The following is a 17,179-nucleotide window of genomic DNA, read 5'->3' on the forward strand; positions in this document are numbered from 1 at the left end:
CTTAATCCTCCGTCAGCGACGAATTGGCACGGTCGATCACCGGCTTCATCAGGTAGCTCATCATGGTGCGCTCGCCAGTCTTGACGAACACTTCCACCGGCATGCCGGGACGGATGTCCAGTTTGTGCTGGGCGATCATGCGCGCGCCTTCCGGCGTCACCTTGACGCGTACCTTGTAGCTGGCAGTGCCGTTGCGTTCATCCACCGTGCGGTCAGCCGCCACCTGCTCCACCACGCCCGGAATGTGCGGCGTGCGGTTGGTGTTAAAGGCCGAGAACATCAACTCCACCGGCAGGTTCGGATGCACGCGGTCCACCAGATTGACCGCCAGCTGACCTTCGACGACCAGGCCATCTTCAACCGGCACCACATCCATCAGATGCGCGCCAGGGGCGACCACGCCGCCTTCGGTGAACACGGTCGAACCCACCACAATACCGGCCACCGGCGACTTGACGTCGGTGTTGGCCACGTCATAGTCAAGTGCCTTGATGCGGCCGGCGGTGGCTTCCGCTTCCTTGGAGGCGTCCGACAGCTGGGTACGCACTTCCTTCTGGTAATCCTCGATGCGCTGGATGCGGCGCAAGGTCAGTTCCATCACCTGCCGCTGGCCACGGCTGATGTTGCCGATGTCTTCCGAAATCGCGCCGCTGATCTGGGCGTAGGTACGCTCCAGGTCGAGCAGGCGGTTACGCGCCACATAGCCATCCTTGGACAGATCACGCATGCCTGCCAGTTGTTCCTTGAGGAAGGCCAGTTGCTGCTTCTTGCTGTCGCGCGACTCGATCAGGCCGGCAGTCTGCGCCTTCAGACCGGCGATGTTTTCGTCCACTGCCGCCAGCTCATTCTTCAGCGAGCCCTGGCGTGCCGACATCAGCTGCTTCTGGCCTTCAAACGCTTCCTTGGCGCGCGGATCGCCGCTGTAGGCGTTCAGCTCTTCCGGGAACACGATCGCCTTGCCGTCGCGCTCTGCGGTCAGGCGCGCTTCGGCCGAACGCGCGGTGTAATACTGCACGCGGGCGATTTCCAGCTGCGACTTGGCCACCACATCGCTCATGCGCGCCACCACCTGGCCGGCCTTGACGATGTCGCCATCGCGCGCCAGGATTTCACGGACGGTGCCGCCCGGCTGGTATTGCACGGCCTTGCGGTTGCCTTCCTTGGCGACGGTGCCGGGCATCGGCACGCCCTTGTCCAGCGGCGCCAGCAGCGCCCACAGCAGGAAGCCGCCGACGCCGACCAGCACGATCAGCCAGCCCAGCTTGCCGTAGCCGCTGGTATCGGTATGCACGGTCAATGGCGATACGTCATGCGTGATGACGTCGGTCGCCAGATCAGTCTTGGTGGTGCTTGGTGTGTTACTGAGGGCTTTCATGGTTACTCCTGATTCGAGGCTGCAGGGGCGGCGGGTGCGGCGGCGGGTGCGGCGGCGGGTGCAACTGGCGCCGTTGGCGCAGCGGCTTGCGCTTGCGCTTTGGCAGCCTGCTGTGCCTGGACCTGTTGCTGATTACGCTTCTGCAACTCCTGCAAGACTTGCGCGGTCGGGCCGAACATTTCAACTGCGCCATCGCGCAGCAGCAACAGCTTGGTGGTGGCCGCCAGCGCGCTGGTGCGGTGGGTGATCAGCACAATGGTTTTGCCCCGTGCGCGCAGATCGTTGATGGAAGCGACCAGCGCCGCCTCGCCCATATCGTCCAGGTTGGAATTCGGTTCATCCAGCACCAGCACGGACGGATCGCCGTACATCGCGCGGGCCAGGCCGAGGCGCTGTTTCTGACCGCCGGACAGACCTGCGCCGCCATCACCCAGCAGTGTGTCGTAGCCGTTCGGCAAGTGCAAAATCATGTCGTGCACGCCGGCGCGCTTGGCCGCCAACACCACTTTGTCCGCATCCACTTCACCGAAGCGGGCAATGTTTTCGCTGACCGAGCCGCCAAACAACTCGATATCCTGTGGCAGATAACCCAGGTGCGGACCCAGTTCACCCTTGTTCCACTGGTAGATGTCGGCGCCATCCAGGCGCACCTTGCCCAGGCCAGCCGGCCACACGCCGACCAGCAGGCGCGCCAGCGTCGACTTGCCGGAACCGCTAGGGCCAATCACGCCCAGCACATCGCCGGCCTGAATGCCGAAGCTCAGATTTTTCAGTAGCGTCACATTACCGCCAGGCGCTGCCGCGCTGACACCTTCAACCGTCAGCAGGCCGGTTGGCTTTGGCAGTTCCATGCCGACCGGACGCTGCGGATTTTTCTCCAGCAGCTCGCTCAGGCGATTGTAGGAACTACGCACGCCGGCGAAACCCTTCCACACGCCGATCACCTGCTGCACCGGTTGCAGCGCGCGGCCGACCAGCACCGAGGCGGCAATCATCATACCCGGCGACATTTTGTTTTCCAGCACCAGCAGCGCACCGATGCCCAGCACCAGCGATTGCAGCGACACCTGCACGAACTTGGTGGTGGCAGTCACGATGCCGGCTTTCTCGCTGGCCTCGGCCTGCAAATGCAGGAATTTTCCGTGCAGCTTGAACCAGCGGCCCAGCAGATTAGGCAGCATGCCCATCGCTTCGATCACTTCCGCATTGCGCAGATTGTTGGTCGCCAGGCTGTTGCCGGCAATCGCCATCGTGTTCGCTTCCGCCAGCGGCTTTTTGGTCACGCGCTCGTTGACATAGGCCAGCACCATCAACACCACCGTGCCGCACAGCGCGAACACGCCGAGGCTAGGCTCAAACATGAAAATCACGGCCAGATAAATCGGGAACCACGGCGCGTCGAAGAAGGCAAACAACGCGTTGCCGGTCAGGAACTGGCGCACATTGGTCAGGTCGCTCAGCGCCTGGCCGGCATTGCCGCCGGCTTTTTTCAGATTTTGTTCAAACGCGGCGGTGTAGACGCGCTTGTTCAGTTCCATGTCAAAGCGCGCGCCCACGCGCACCAGGATGAAGCTGCGTATCAGCTCCAGGCCGCTGACCAGCAGGTAGACGCCCAGCATCATCAGCGTCAACATCCACAGCGTGGTTTCATTTCGGCTGGTCAGCACGCGGTCGTACACCTGCAACATGTACAGCGACGGCGTCAGCATCAGCAGATTGGTGATCGCGCTGAAGACGCCGACTGTGACGAAGGTGCGCTTCAACGTCGACAAGACCTCAGCGATCTCGTTTTTAGGATTGAGGAATTTTTTCATGGGGTGCTTACGCAAATATGGCCGCTTTGGCGGCAAATCGAACCATGGACGATGTTTCCCACCGTCCAGACTTCGCACATTATCGCTCAAAAAAGCCAAAATTTGTGATGCACATCACAAATTTTAACTTGAAAGCATATATTTGCCACATTGGCCAGCGAAAATTTACGCAAGCCCCCATTTTTTTACACGATTTGCAAACCTTGCAAGATCGGCAGACCTTTTTCGACGAAGAAAGTCGCCTCGGATTGCAGCTCCGCCAGGTTCTCCTCCGGCGTGGTCAGCACCTTGTCCGCCTTGACCGCACGCTGCCCCTGCGAGCGCATCAGATCCCAGGCAAACTGCGCCCATTCATTGGGCGTTTGCAGTCCTTGCTGGCGCGCCAGGATAAACAGCTGCTGGAAACGCGATACGCGCACGCCGCCGCCAGTGACCGGGCTGGCCAGATAGCTCAGCTCCACCATGCTGCGCGACTTGTTCAGCAACCAGGCGTTGACACGGTCGGTCTGCGGCTTGCTCCGCGTCACCGCCGCCTCGTCCTGCGCCACCTCGAGATGCAGGGCACCGGACAGCACCACGACGGCCTGCAACACCACGGCAAACGTCACCTCATGGCGTGCCATCGCCTGCTCCAGGCTATGCAGCGTATGCGGCTGGTAGTCCGACAACAGGTCGAGCAGCGGTCCGTAGATCTGCGGTGACATATTTCCTTCGCCCAACGCGCCCTTGACGGTCAGCGGAATCGATGGTCGGTGCGCCACCAGGATCACCCGCTGCAGGCGTATTGCCTCCAGCTGCTCCAGCGGCGTCAGCCGGCGCGCGCCCTTGACCCAGTAATCACGGCGGAACTGCATATTGACCATGAAGTCTCGGACCGTCTGCCGCAAGCCCGCATCCGGGATCTCGGCCATAAAGCTTTGCTGCTCGGGCGTCAGGTTCAGCGTTTCAACGTGGTCCAGCAAGTGCGCCGAGCAGGCAAAGGTCAGCTTGGCTGGCTCCAGCCATTTGGCCATGTTGGCGTAATACATCGGATGCCAGTCGCGGTTGAAGTATTCATGCGCCAGATACGCGCGGTTCTGGTCCTTCAGTTTGGCGAAGCGATCGGCCACGTGCGGATTGGCACGCGCAAACAAGGGCTGCGTGGCCAGCAGTTTGTCGGTAAACGCCAGCGCGCCCTCCACCCGGGCGACCGCACCCTGTCCCTCGGCGCCAAGGACGCCGGCATGTTCAGCCAACAAGTGGCGAACCGGCGCGAACTGGGCCCAGCCTGGCTGGGTGTTGTAGCTGATATATAGCACGCCGCCCACCTTGAGCTTGCGGCGGATGAAGTCCACCACGATCGCCCGGTTTTCGTCGGAAATCCAGGTCCAGATGCCGTGCAGGCCGATGTAGTCGAAGTCCGGCAGGTCGCCGCGCTGGGCGAATTCGGCAAAGGCCTCGTCGTACATTTTGGCCTGGGTGCCGGTGCTGTTCGCCAGGTCCTGGGCGAAGCCGGCCTGGGCGGGATTGAAATCGGTGCCGTACCAGCGGGTGACAGTGGCTGCGGCGTGCAGATTGGTACTCATCCCCTGGCCGAAGCCCAGTTCGCAGGCGGTGCCCACTTGCGGCGCCACCAGGCCGGCACTCAGGAACGCCAACTGCATGCGCAAGGGATTCAGTTCATTGTAATAACCATAGGTGTAGCCGATGTCGGCCACATAACCACTACTCCAGTCATTGCTCATACTCATCCTTAAAGGCAGGCGCAAATAAAAAAACGGCCCCGCTTTCCGAAGAAAGCGGGGCCGCCTGACTTTACTACGTCAGGACCGGAATATGTTGCCACATCCCGGCTCCGAAGCAATATTAGCCGATCAGGTAGATGTGGCCTGCGCCGTCGTCGTCCAGGCCGGTGATGCCGGTGGTGCCGGTCACTTTAACCAGAACGTCGTCGGTACCAACTGCAGCATCAGCACCTTGGCTGTAGACGTAGGTGGTGCCGGTGTAGTTGAACACCACGGTCGAACCGTTGACGGTCAGGTTTGCAGCGATCTGAGCAACTGCGCCAGCCAGGGTGGTCACGCCGCTGCCCAGGGTGTACACGCCATCCTTGATGGAGTATGCACCAGCCGAAGCTGCATCGTGATCAGCGGCTTGAGCAGCGCCGGTGATCGACAGAACGTCGAAGCCGCTCACGGTGGTCTGATCTTCAGCAGCAGCTTTTTCCAGGCCGTTGATGGTCTGCACGGTCAGCGCGGTTGCAGCGGTGATGCCGGTGGTGTTCACCACGGTGGTGGCCAGCACGTCGTCGCCTGCGCCCAGCTTGATGGTGCCGCCAGCGGTCAGGTCAGCCAGGTTGAAGCTCAGGCCGCCATCGGTTTGACCCGAAGCGTCCACGGTTGCCAGTTTCAGCGTGCCTTCTTTGGTGTAATCCAGGGTCAGGTGCTGGTCGCCGGTAACGGTGATGCTGGTCAGCGCGTCATTGCCGCTCGAGATGATTTTGCCGGTGATGTTGGCGATGTTGTTGACTTCATCACCACCCGAAACGATCGACACCGAGGTTGCGGTGTTGGCGGTCACAGCGATGGTCGCGGTGTTAGCGTAGTCAGCCAGCTTGTCGATGTTGTTGTTGTCGAAGACCAGTTTCAGCGAGGTAGCGTTGGTAGCGATGATGGCAGCTTCCGAAACTTGTGCCGCTTCAACAGCTTTAGCTTGGTCAACGTTCGAGGTGATGGTCAGCGCGCCAGCGGTAGCTTGGGTCAGGGTCAGTGCGGCAGCATTGCCCATGTCGCCCAGAATGGTGAAGCCAACGCCCGCACCCAGGTTTTGCACGGTCAGTGCGCCAGCCAGAGCGCCGGTGCCGACGAAGCCGGTAACGTCGTTTTTGGTGTCCAGAATTGCTTGGTCGAACACGCCGGTGGCGTTAGCAACGTCGAACAGTTCGAAGTTTTTGAACGCGCCCACGTTGGTTGCGTCAACAACCGACAGGCTCAGGGTGTCGATGCCAGCGCCAGCGTCCACAACCGCATCGCCCAGGATCACGCCGCCGTCAACAGCAACGGTGTCCGAACCAGCGCCCAGGTTCAGGACCGAACCTTTGCCCAGGGTGCCGGTGATGGTGACTTTGTCGTCGCCTGCACCGCCGGTCACGCTTTGTGCGGCTGGGGTAGCAGCAGCGTTGGTGCCCTTGATGGTGATGTCCAGAGCGCCGGTAGCGGTCGACGAATCGATCGATACCAGTTCAGCGGCGCCAGCCAGGTTGGCGGTCAGGCTGCCCGAACCGGTGTACGAAACCGAGGTCAGCTTGGTGTAGTCAGCCTTGGTGGCTTCCAGGGTCACGCCAGCGTCGCCGCCAACGGTGATCTTGGTGGCTTTAGCAACAACCAGAGCGATAGCGGAGTCGTCGCCGGTGGCGTTCACAACAGCCGAGGTGGCGGTGGTGTCGGTCACAACGGTTACGTCGGTTGCAGTGGTGCCCACTTCAACGGTGTCCAGGTTCACGGTCAGTGCGTGTGCTTTGGTGTTGACTACGCCAACAGCCACACCATCATCGCCGGCCAGGTTAGCCAGGCTCACGGTGGCCAGTGCGTCGCCGGTCAGGGTAACTGCGCCGGTTGCGCCGTCAACGGTAACAGCGGTCAGCTTGGTGCCGATGGCGCCCGATTTGCCCGACTGGTCGGTGATGTCAACGGTGGTGCCGCCCGTTACCGATACTTCGGTGATGGCGTTAGCGTTGGCTGCGATCAGGGAGGCAGCGTCGCCGACTTTAACAGCGGCAGCGCCGGTTTCGATAGCAACTTTACCGCCGAAGCCAACTACGGTCACGCCGAAGGCGCTGTCGTTGGTCACGCTCAGGCCGGTGGTGGTCGCGCCGGTGAAGGTTTGAGCAGCGGTCGAAGCAGTGGTGAAGTTAGCTTGGGTCAGGCCGGTGAAGCCTTTCACGCTGACTGCAGCGGCAGCCAGGTCGTCAACGGTGACAACGTTCAGGGTTTCAACGTTTTTGACCGAAGCTTTGCTCAGGTCGATCAGGGCGCCAACAGCGTCGGTCACGGTCAGGGTGTCGTTACCCAGGCCGCCGTCGATCGAGTCCAGTGCGCCCAGGGTGTGCTTGCCGGTGGCTGCATCGGCCGAAGCGATGAACAGGTCGTTCGACGAGGTGCCGGTCAGGGTGTCGACGTTCAGGGTCAGGTTGTAGGTGGTGCCTACGGCCTGGTTGCCGGTTTCCAGTGCGGTCTGGATCGAAGTTGGCAGCGACGATTGGGCAGCAGCCAGGGTTGCTGCGTCGGTTACGCCGTGGATGTAGTTCACGCCGACCGAGTTCACGGTGCCGCTCGAGTAAGCGATACGCGATTCAACGTCGGTGTTCAGGAAGTCGGTGAAGGCGACAGCAGCAGCAACTTTGCTCTGGATAGCGACGGTGTCTGGACCCTTGGCTGGGTCTTGTTGTGCCGAAGCAGCAACAGCTTCTACCACGTTGTCAATGGTCAGGTCTTTGTTGGTCAGCTTGTCGGACCAGAATTTCAGGCCGGAAGCATCTGGAGCACGGTTGAACAGGTTCTGGTAGATGGTAGCGACGATCTGGTCGTTGCTTTGACCAGCGAACAGGGCTTTGTATTCTGGGGTAGCAGCGAAGGTGGCGCTGATGGCAGCCAGCGAAGCACCGTTGGTGACTTGCTTAGCCCAGAAATCCAGGCCAGCTGCGTCAGCAGGACGGTTGAAGTATGCGACGTACAGTTGTTGAATCGCCGAGATCTGTGCGGTTGTAGCCATGTTGTAAAGCTCCTAGATGTTTTCGAAAGTTGACTATCGGCAACGATTTGCCTGTTGCGGCTAGTGTGTACCGAATAATGGCAGATGACTTGGGGGAGCAATGTGACGGGCGTCACAAAAATCCCTGAATATCCTCTTATTTTTGACGTTTTAACGACATAAATTACCACGCGGGCCATTATCAGAGATGGTGAGCTGGAAATCAATAAGTTTACTGATTCAAGCAATATTGCCCGCGACATTAGAGACTGTGAGAATGTGTGTATATTCGCTGCGAATATAAACAAATTATCTTTTCCAGCCTATTTAATCAGCATAAAACTTCTGAATACGCATAAAACAAGGGCCGGCAATCTGTGCATTTTAAAATATACACAAATCGCCGGCCCGCTGGCGCCTGCCTGAGTTGCTTGGGTGCTATCTGGCGACGGTCGGCGCCCACACCGTGACGCCGGAAATGACCCGGCGTGAGGTTAACAGTCCCTGGAACAGATAGCTGGCAGTGCCGTCGCCACTCAGCGCGCCATTAATCTGCATATTACTGGGCAGCGCAAACTGATTGCTGGAGTTGAACGTGCCGTCCTTGGCGACATTCCCGAAGGTGGCCATTTTATAACTGCTACCCTGGTCCAGCACATCGAAACTGGTGGTATAACTGGCTCTGCCGAAATCCACATTCAGCTGACCATTGCTGAGTGAGGCTGCGGTGCGCGCCAGTGTCACGGTATCGCGCACATAAGCCTCGCTGCTGCTCAATGCAAAGCCGGCGTTGCCGCGTTCCGGCAACACATACGGGGCGCCGGCGTCGCTACGGAACAGCACATACACCTCGTTGGACGCTACCCGGGTGGCCCCGGCCTTGTCCAATGTGCTGTTCGGTGCTTTATCGATGACCTTTTCCCAGCGTCCCCAACTCACCACCTGCGGCGCCTGCACTTCCACCACTGGCGGCGGCGTGACCGGCAATACCGGCGTCACTGGCGGTTGCGGGACCGAAGAATTAATCAGCGGAAGTTGCGCTTGCAGGGTCAGGTTCTTTTTAGCGTCCAGGCTGGGCTCGGTGGCGCCCACGGTACTACTGCCCTTGCCAGACGGCTCGTCCACATGTGGCGGCGCTACCACATCCGGCAGCAGCGACGGGCTGTTCAACAACTGCGCAGCCCCCTGGCCGCGCTGGATCTGCAGTAGCTGCCCCTTCTGGGCGGCAGATAGCTCACGCGCGGCTGCCCCTTCGCAGGGACCACTGCCTTCAGCACGGCAGCCGCCGACAAAGCCACTGATGGTAATCGCCCCTGCGACCACCGCTACCCGCGAGGTATCCTTGTCGGTGAACACGGTAAAATCGGTGCCGCGCACGCCGATCGCGGCGACCGGCGTATTAAAACGGAAATTCTGGCGCGCCAGCTTGACTGCATCGCCCGACTGGCTGCGCGCCACGCCGTTCAGCAATTCCAGCTTGATGCGAGTATTGCTCGGGTTGGCAGCGTCAATGTGGTAACTAACAATGCGCGCCTCGGTATTGGGGCGCAGGATGAACAGGCCGTTATCGAGCGTCTTGACATAGACATAGCCGTCGGCACCCGTGTGCAGCAGGTCGCCCTCCTGCACCGTGCCGTTCAGTTGCGCCGCCTTCCCGCCCACCTGCGCAGCACCGGCAACAAAAATGACCTTGCCAGCCTCGGCGGCAAGAGCCTGGCCGGCCATCAGGGCGGCAGCAGCGGTGAAGACAAAATGACGCAACATATGAAACTCCTTTTTCCAGATGTCATTATCCGGCGCAAGGCGCACGCTGCCGTGATGACGGTCACAATTCTAACCAAATACCCAACCCGGGCTTGCCGGCGTTACACTTTGTAGCAAAGCACGGGCGTTTCGCCCCCGCTGCCCTACGTAATTCGTTGCAATCAAGCTATACTTCATGATTCCTGGCGGCGCCATAATTGCATAAATGACATTTCCGAGACTTCTTGCCGGCCGTCCGACGGCAGTTCAGCTGATACGCGGCAGTATCGCGCTGGGCGCGCTGTTGTTGACGCTATGGGCGCAGTGGATGACGCCATCAGGAAGCTCCTTTTTGGCGGACAACTGGCTGCGCGACCAATTCCTTCGCCTGCAAGTCAGCGCTGCGCCCGAGCAGCGCATTCTGGTGGTGGACATCGACCAGGACAGCATGGCCGAACTGGGGCCATGGCCGTGGCCGCGCGCCCGTCTGGCGCAGCTGGCGGAAACCCTGCTGACCGGCTACAGCGCGCGCGCGGTCGGGCTGGACATTGTGCTGCCGCGCGCGGCCGACGTTGAAGGCGATACCCGGCTGGAATTGCTGGCCATGCACGCGCCGCTGGTGCTGGCGCAAGCCTTCGATTACAGCAGCACCCGCCCCGATCCGCTGCGCGAAGGCCATCCGGCTGGTGCACAGCCCTTGCCGCCCGGCGCCTCGGCACTGGTCGCCACCGGCTACATTGCCAACCAGCCCGGTTGGCAAGCCGCCCCCCATGTTGGCAATATCGGCTTTATTCCCGACGCCGACGGCGTGTTGCGCCGGGTGCCCTTGCTGACCAGCTACCAGGGCCAGGCGTATCCCGCGCTGGCGCTGGCGCTGCTGCAAAGCTGCTGCCAGGCGCCAGCCAGCCTGGGCCAGGGCGCGGTGTTGCGTGTCCCCTACCGGCGCGACTGGAATGCTTACACGGTGGTGTCCGCCGCCGACATCCTGGCCGAACGCATTGCTGCGCATAGTGCAAGCGGGCGCATGGTGCTGGTTGGCTCCTCCGCGCTGGGCCTCGGCGACCGCGTGGCGACCCCGCTGGCGCCCAACCGCCCCGGTCTCGGGGTGCAGGCGGAACTGCTGTCTGCGCTACTGGACGTGCAGGCCGGCCAGCAGCCGACGCCATTGCCCGGCCGGCTGCTGGCGGCACTGTATGCCGGACTCAGCACACTGCTGGTGATGGCCGCCTTGCAGCGGCTGTCCGCCAGCGCCGGCGTGGCCGCGCTGGCGGCGGCGGCGCTGCTGTGGCTGGGGCTGGCGTATCTGATCACGCCGCACGACCCGATGCTGGTCACGACCGGGCCGCTGGCCAGTCTGGCTTTCCTGCTGGCAGTGGCAGTACCCTATCAATGGCAGCAGGCCCAGCGCCGCTCGCATCACCTGCTGGGCACGCTGCGTCAATACGTGGCGCCATCCGTGGTGCTGCAGTTGCTGCGGCAGGACCTCAAGGACCCGCTGCAACCGCGCCACCTGGATGTCACCACCCTGATTGCCGATATGGAGGGCTATACCAGCCACGTCGAATCGCTGCCACTGGAACAGGGCGCATTGCTGACCCGCAGCTTCCTGGCCTGCCTGACAGAGCCGGTAATCGCCCACCAGGGGACGCTGGACAAGTACACCGGCGACGGCCTGGTCGCGTTCTGGGGCGCGCCGCTGCCGCAAGACCAGCATGCCGATCTGGCACTCGATGCCGCCGAGGACATCTTGCGCCGCGTGCGCAGCTTCAGCCAGCAGCGCGAAGCAGCAGGGCATGCGCCACTACGGGTCAGGATAGGGATTGAAAGCGGCCCTGCCATGGCAGGGGATTTTGGCACCAGCTTCCGCAGCATTTATACTGCGGTCGGCGACAGCGTCAACACCGCATCCCGGCTGGAACAGGCAGCACGCGATTTTGCGCACGATGTCATTGTGGGCGCCGGCACGGTCGCGCGGGCACGCCGCCATCAGTTTATGCTACTCGGTGAACGTCAGCTGCGCGGCAAGGAAAAAACGACGACTCTTTATACCATTACGCCCAGCATGAATACTGCAGTTTTACCTGTCAAGGCGCCGTCAGCATGATGCGCCGCCTCCTTCGCAGCGCCGCGCTGCTGGCCATGCTGCTGCCGCCGCTGGCCGCTCACGCCCAGGATGACGGCGACGGCACCCGGGATCTTTATCGCGACGCGCTGCGGTCGATTGCCGAGGGCCGTCGCGACGACGCCAGCGACACCCTGCGCCGCGTGATCGAGCAGGAACCACTGCACGCCGGCGCCTGGCTGGACCTGGCACTGATCCAATGCGCACTGGGCCATGCGGCCGAAGCCGAGCGCCTATTCCGCGCCACCGAAGAGCGTTTTGCGCCACCGCCGGCGATCCGCGAGCTGATCGCGCAATCGCGCGCAGCCGGCTGCCAGGGCTGGACGCCACGCTCACAGTACAGCATCACGCTGGCGCGCGGCATCGACCAGAACGTCAATCAGGGCGCCGATAGCGCCACCTATCTGCCACCAGGGTCGTCCGACGGCGGCCTGGTGTTGCTGCCGGACTTTCTGCCCCAGCACGACCAGTACAGCCTGGTCTCGGCAGACTATATCCGCGACCTGACGCCGAACGGCACCCAGGGTTTCCTGCTGGCCCAGGATCGCCGCAACGATACCCTGAGCAGCTACAACAGCGCGACGCTGTTTGCTGGCGTTGACACCCCATGGCGGTATCGCGACTGGAAGCTGCGCACCACCGTTACCGTCGGCGTGACCACGTTGGGCGGCGCCATGTATCAGAAGCAGCTGCAGTTGCAGGGGCAGCTGACGCCGCCGGTACCCTTGCCTGACACGCTGCAGTTTTCGGTGACCAGCGGCATTACGCACGTCGATTACCAGACGCTGGCCAATTTCCGCGGCAATACCGCAGAATTACGTGGCCAGCTGGTCTACCGCGCCGGCAACCATTACGCCAGCGCCAGCCTGGGTCTGTTGAACGACCGCGCCAGCCAGAACCGGCCGGGCGGCAACCGCCATGGCAGCAGCCTGGCGCTGCAATGGCGCTGGCTGCTGCCGGCCGCCACCACCGGGGAACTGGGCTACACGCGCCAAACCTGGCAGAGCCAGAGCGCCTACGCCCCGGGCCTGATCGATCAGGTGCGCAGCCAGGCCATGCAAGTGTGGCGCGCCGGCCTGACCTACCCGCTCACCGCCAACCAGAATTTGCTGGTGGAAGTGCGGCGGGTGCAAAATCAGGAAAATATTTCGATCTTTCAGTACAATGACCGCCAACTGCAGTTGAGCTGGCAATGGTTGAGTCCGTAATGAAAGAAAACATGGTTGATCAGGCTACATTGGCGACAGCAGCCGAGCTACCGGCAGCGCAGCGGCCGCCCGATTTGCACATTCACCTGCGCAAAATCCATCTGCTGGAGCACCTGAACGACGACGAAATGACGATGGTCAAGGCGCAGTTGCGCCTGCGCGGCCATAACAAGCGCGATATGGTGCTGCACAAGGGCGGCAGCGGCGACGGCCTGCTGTTCTTGCTGGCCGGCCAGTTGCAAGTGGTCGACATCACCGAAGACGGCCGCGCCATTGGCCTGCGCATGCTGGCGCCGGGCGATTTTTTTGGCGAAATTGCCCTGATTAACAATTCCACCCGCTCTGCCTCGGTGGTGGCAACCACCGACGTGCTGGTGGCCTTTCTGCCAGCGCCGCTGGCCATGCATCTGTTCTCGCACTCGCCGTCCGTGGCGCAAAAAATGCTGCAACACCTGGCGCAGAAGATCCAGCGCGACTCCGAGTTCCGCGCCCTGCTCAGCATCAACAACACCGCGCGCCGGATTTACAATTATCTGCTGCTGTTGCGCACCCATATCAACGGCGAGGATATCGTCGATAACATGCCCACCCACCAGGATGTGGCCAATATGATCAATACCAGTCGCGAAACCGTCACGCGCACGCTGCTGATGTTGATCCAGCAAGGCGTGGTGCGCAAGGAAGCCCACCGGCTGCTGATTCTCGACTTGCCGGCACTGCAGAAATTGGGCCAAACCGTCAGCTAGCAGACAGCGTAACAAGCTGTTACAAAATATCAAGCTTGCAAGGGCATGCGTTATAATCCGTCGCTTACCTTTGCAGATCACTATGACTTTTCCTGTACTCTTCCTCCAGCCGCGCGCCCGGCTGAACGGCGCATGAGCGCCATGCTCCGTGCCCTGTGGCACCACCGCAGCTTCGTGTTCGGCAGCGTACAACGGGAATTCCAGTCCAAATATCGCAACACCATGCTCGGTGCGGCGTGGACCGTGCTGAATCCGCTGGCCATGATCCTGGTCTACACGCTGATCTTCTCCCAGGTGATGCAGAGCCGTCTGCCCGGCGACGCCAGCCGCTACGGCTATAGCATCTACCTGTGCGCCGGTGTGCTGAGTTGGGGGCTGTTTGCAGAAATCACCAGCCGCGGCCAGAACATGTTTCTGGAACAGGCCAATCTGTTAAAGAAAATCAGCTTCCCGCGCATCTGCCTGCCGGTCATCGTGGTGCTGAATGCGCTGGTCAATTTCGGCATCATTTTCAGCCTGTTCACGGTTTTCCTGATGGTCACCGGCCAGTTTCCGGGCGCCGTCTTCCTGCTGGTGCTGCCCTTGCTGCTGTTGCAGGTGGCGCTGGCCATCGGTCTCGGTCTGATCCTCGGCGTACTGAATGTTTTTTTCCGTGACATCGGCCAGTTTTTCCAGATCTTTATCCAGTTCTGGTTCTGGTTCACGCCCATCGTCTACCCGGCCAGCATCTTGCCGGCCGAGTTGCGTCCCTGGCTGGCCTGGAATCCGATGGCTGCCGTGATCCAGGGCTACCACAACATCCTGCTGACCGGCAGCGCACCGGCGTGGGACACCCTGCTGCCAGCTGCCGTGCTGGCAGTGCTGTTGTGCGCACTGGGCATGCGCCTGTTCCGCAAACGTGCTGGCGAAATGGTGGATGAACTCTGATGGGCGCGATTACCGTTAGCAAACTGGGCAAAGCCTATAAACAATATCCGAACCGTTGGGCCCGACTGGCCGAATGGCTGTTGCCCCAGCATCGTCCGCAACACCAGCTGAAGTGGATTTTGCAGGACATCGAATTCCATGTGGCAGCAGGCGAGGCAGTCGGCCTGATCGGTGTCAATGGCGCCGGCAAAAGCACGCTGCTCAAGCTGATCACCGGCACTACCCAGCCGACCACCGGCAGCGTCTACATGGAAGGCCGGGTCGCCGCCCTGCTGGAACTGGGCATGGGTTTCCACCCGGACTTCAGCGGCCGCCAGAACGTGATCATGGCCGGCCAGCTGCTGGGTCTGCGCGTGGAGGAGATTCACCAGCTGATGCCGGCGATCGAGGCCTTTGCCGAAATCGGCGATTACATCGACCAGCCGGTGCGCGTGTATTCCAGCGGCATGCAGATGCGGCTGGCGTTCAGTGTCGCCACTGCACGCCGTCCGGACATCCTGATCGTCGACGAAGCACTGTCGGTTGGCGACACCTATTTCCAGCACAAGAGCTTTGAGCGGATTCGCCAGTATCGTGCGGCCGGTACCACGCTGCTGCTGGTGTCGCACGACAAACAGGCGATCCAGTCGGTCTGCGACCGCGCCATCCTGCTGGACGGCGGACGCCTCAGCCGTCAGGGTCCGCCGGAAGAAATCATGGATTACTACAACGCCATGATTGCCGAGCGCGAGAATGCCACCGTGCGCGTGGCAGAGCTGGAAGATGGCAAGAAGCAGACGACCTCGGGCACCGGCGAAGCCACCGTCAGCGCCATCGCCCTGCTGGACGATGGCGGTGCGGCCGTGGAAGTCGTGGATGTCGGCGCCGCCGTCACACTGCAGGTGACCGTGGCTGCGCGCGCCGCCATTCCGCGTCTGGTGCTGGGCTATATGATCAAGGACCGCCTGGGCCAGGTCATGTACGGCACCAATACCGACCTGAAGCAGTTGCCGCTGGACGATGTACAGCCGGGTCAGCGGATCACGTACCGCTTCAGCTTCCCGATGAACCTGGGCGCGGGCACCTATTCGGTGGCCACCGCCCTCGTCAGCACCGACACGCATCTGGTCAACAACTACGAATGGCGCGACCTGGCGCTGGTGTTCACGGTGGTGAACATGCGCCGTCCGCATTTCGAGGGCACGGCCTTCCTCGATCCGGTTATAGAAATCCATCATCCATGAGCTTTATCTCCTACGCCCAAAACGCTGAAGACGTCCTGCTGTGGCGCGCGCTCAAGCACGTCCCGGCCGGCTTTTACATCGACGTCGGCGCCAACGATCCGGAAGAGCATTCGGTCACCAAGGCGTTCTACGACGCCGGCTGGCACGGTATCAATATCGAGCCGATGCCGTCGTATCACGAAATTTTCCTGCAAGCCCGTCCGCGCGACATCAACCTGGCGGTCGCCTGCGGCGCCGAAGAAGGTCGCATCACGCTGTTCGATACGCCTTCGGTCAACGGCTGGGCCTCGACCGATGCCAGCACTGCCCGCGCCCACCGTGACGAAGGCATCGAGGTGGTCGAAGTACAAGTGCCGCTGCGCACGCTGGCAGGCATCTGCGCCGAGCACGCGCCAGGACCGATCCACTTCCTCAAAATCGATGTGGAAGGCTTTGAGGGCGAAGTGCTGCGCGGCATGGACCTGCAACGCTGGCGCCCTTGGCTGCTGGTGATTGAAGCGACCCTGCCCAACAGCCGCGTCACCAACCACGCCAGCTGGGAGCCGCTGGTCACGCCCCACGGCTATCAATTCGCTTACTTCGACGGCCTCAACCGCTACTACGTGGCGCAGGAACACCCGGAACTGCTGGCCGCGCTCAGCGTGCAGGCCAATGTGTTCGACGACTACATCTTCCACCACCTCGACAAGGCCTGGCGCCGCGCCACCGCCGCCGACCTGAGTACCGCCGACGCCAGCCAGCGCGCCGAGGCTGCCGAGGCTGAACTGGCGCAGGCGCGCGCCTTGCTGGCCGACGCCCGCGCCCAGACCGCCGCCGCGCAAGAGCAGTACCATGCGCTGGCCGCCGCATTGCAGGAAGCCGAACGCGCCAGCAAGCTGGTGCAGGACCACGCCGATGCGGCCGAAATCAGCCGCCGCGACACCGCCGCCTGGGCGCTGCAGCTGCAAGACCAGTTGAACGCAACCTACGCCAGCCTGTCGTGGAAACTGACCAAGCCACTGCGCCTGGTTGGCCGCTACAGCAAGCTGGAAGCGCTCGTGCCACCACTGCGGCGCGTGCTGCGCGCCAGCCTGGTGTCGCTGGCCAAGCGCCCCGCCGTACGGCGTCTGGTGCTGGCCGTGTTGCGCCGCTTTCCAGCGCTGGACCAGCGCGTCGTCGGCTGGTATTCCCGCCTGCGCGGCAGCAGCAGCCTGGCGCCTGTGCCACCGGGTGTGCCGCCGGCACAGGCCATGATGTCGCAGTCGGCGCGCCGCGTGCTGGCCGACCTGCAGCGTTCCCGATCCAACTCCTGAG

The 17,179-nt window shown here is 61.9% G+C and carries 11 protein-coding genes; 6 read left to right on the forward strand and 5 right to left on the reverse strand.

Annotated elements, in window-relative coordinates:
- Position 1: 1 nt before the first annotated feature.
- The 5 genes from BLS51_RS09450 to BLS51_RS09470 all read right to left on the reverse strand — a co-directional run bounded on the left by BLS51_RS09450 (position 2) and on the right by BLS51_RS09470 (position 9,681).
- Positions 2-1,375 (reverse strand): HlyD family type I secretion periplasmic adaptor subunit, encoded by a 1,374-nt coding sequence (locus BLS51_RS09450; protein ID WP_090181231.1) that lies wholly within the window; start codon positions 1,373-1,375, stop codon positions 2-4.
- Positions 1,376-1,377: 2 nt separating this feature from the next.
- Positions 1,378-3,189 (reverse strand): type I secretion system permease/ATPase, encoded by a 1,812-nt coding sequence (locus BLS51_RS09455; protein WP_090181228.1) that lies wholly within the window; start codon positions 3,187-3,189, stop codon positions 1,378-1,380.
- Between the two features lie 185 nt (positions 3,190-3,374).
- A complete protein-coding gene (locus BLS51_RS09460) occupies positions 3,375-4,913 on the reverse strand; it encodes a class I SAM-dependent methyltransferase (protein WP_090181223.1) in 1,539 nt (512 codons plus the stop codon).
- A gap of 121 nt (positions 4,914-5,034) precedes the next feature.
- Positions 5,035-7,938, reverse strand: coding sequence for a DUF4214 domain-containing protein (locus BLS51_RS09465; protein ID WP_090181220.1), 2,904 nt, complete (start codon positions 7,936-7,938; stop codon positions 5,035-5,037).
- A 417-nt stretch (positions 7,939-8,355) separates the two neighbouring features.
- A complete protein-coding gene (locus BLS51_RS09470; RefSeq protein WP_090181215.1) occupies positions 8,356-9,681 on the reverse strand; it encodes a FecR family protein in 1,326 nt (441 codons plus the stop codon).
- A gap of 205 nt (positions 9,682-9,886) precedes the next feature.
- Here BLS51_RS09470 and BLS51_RS09475 point away from each other — a divergent pair, with 205 nt between their 5' ends.
- From BLS51_RS09475 to BLS51_RS09500, 6 genes are all read left to right on the forward strand, one after another.
- On the forward strand, positions 9,887-11,764 hold the full coding sequence (locus BLS51_RS09475) for a CHASE2 domain-containing protein (RefSeq protein WP_090181213.1): 1,878 nt from the start codon (positions 9,887-9,889) through the stop codon (positions 11,762-11,764).
- Positions 11,761-12,990, forward strand: coding sequence for a tetratricopeptide repeat protein (locus BLS51_RS09480; protein WP_229207485.1), 1,230 nt, complete (start codon positions 11,761-11,763; stop codon positions 12,988-12,990). The genes BLS51_RS09475 and BLS51_RS09480 overlap by 4 nt, the downstream gene beginning before the upstream one ends.
- Complete coding sequence (locus tag BLS51_RS09485; RefSeq protein ID WP_229207484.1) at positions 12,990-13,736, forward strand: Crp/Fnr family transcriptional regulator; 747 nt, start codon at positions 12,990-12,992, stop codon at positions 13,734-13,736. The genes BLS51_RS09480 and BLS51_RS09485 overlap by 1 nt, the downstream gene beginning before the upstream one ends.
- 132 nt (positions 13,737-13,868) lie before the next feature.
- A complete protein-coding gene (locus BLS51_RS09490) occupies positions 13,869-14,663 on the forward strand; it encodes an ABC transporter permease (protein WP_090181210.1) in 795 nt (264 codons plus the stop codon).
- The gene (locus BLS51_RS09495) at positions 14,663-15,886 is read left to right on the forward strand and encodes an ABC transporter ATP-binding protein (protein WP_090181207.1); all 1,224 of its coding nucleotides are present in this window, start codon (positions 14,663-14,665) and stop codon (positions 15,884-15,886) included. The genes BLS51_RS09490 and BLS51_RS09495 overlap by 1 nt, the downstream gene beginning before the upstream one ends.
- Complete coding sequence (locus BLS51_RS09500; protein ID WP_090181202.1) at positions 15,883-17,178, forward strand: FkbM family methyltransferase; 1,296 nt, start codon at positions 15,883-15,885, stop codon at positions 17,176-17,178. Before BLS51_RS09495 ends, BLS51_RS09500 begins: the two co-directional genes overlap by 4 nt.
- Position 17,179: the final 1 nt, after the last annotated feature.

The organism is Duganella sp. OV510 (assembly GCF_900100205.1).
GTDB lineage: Bacteria > Pseudomonadota > Gammaproteobacteria > Burkholderiales > Burkholderiaceae_D > Rugamonas.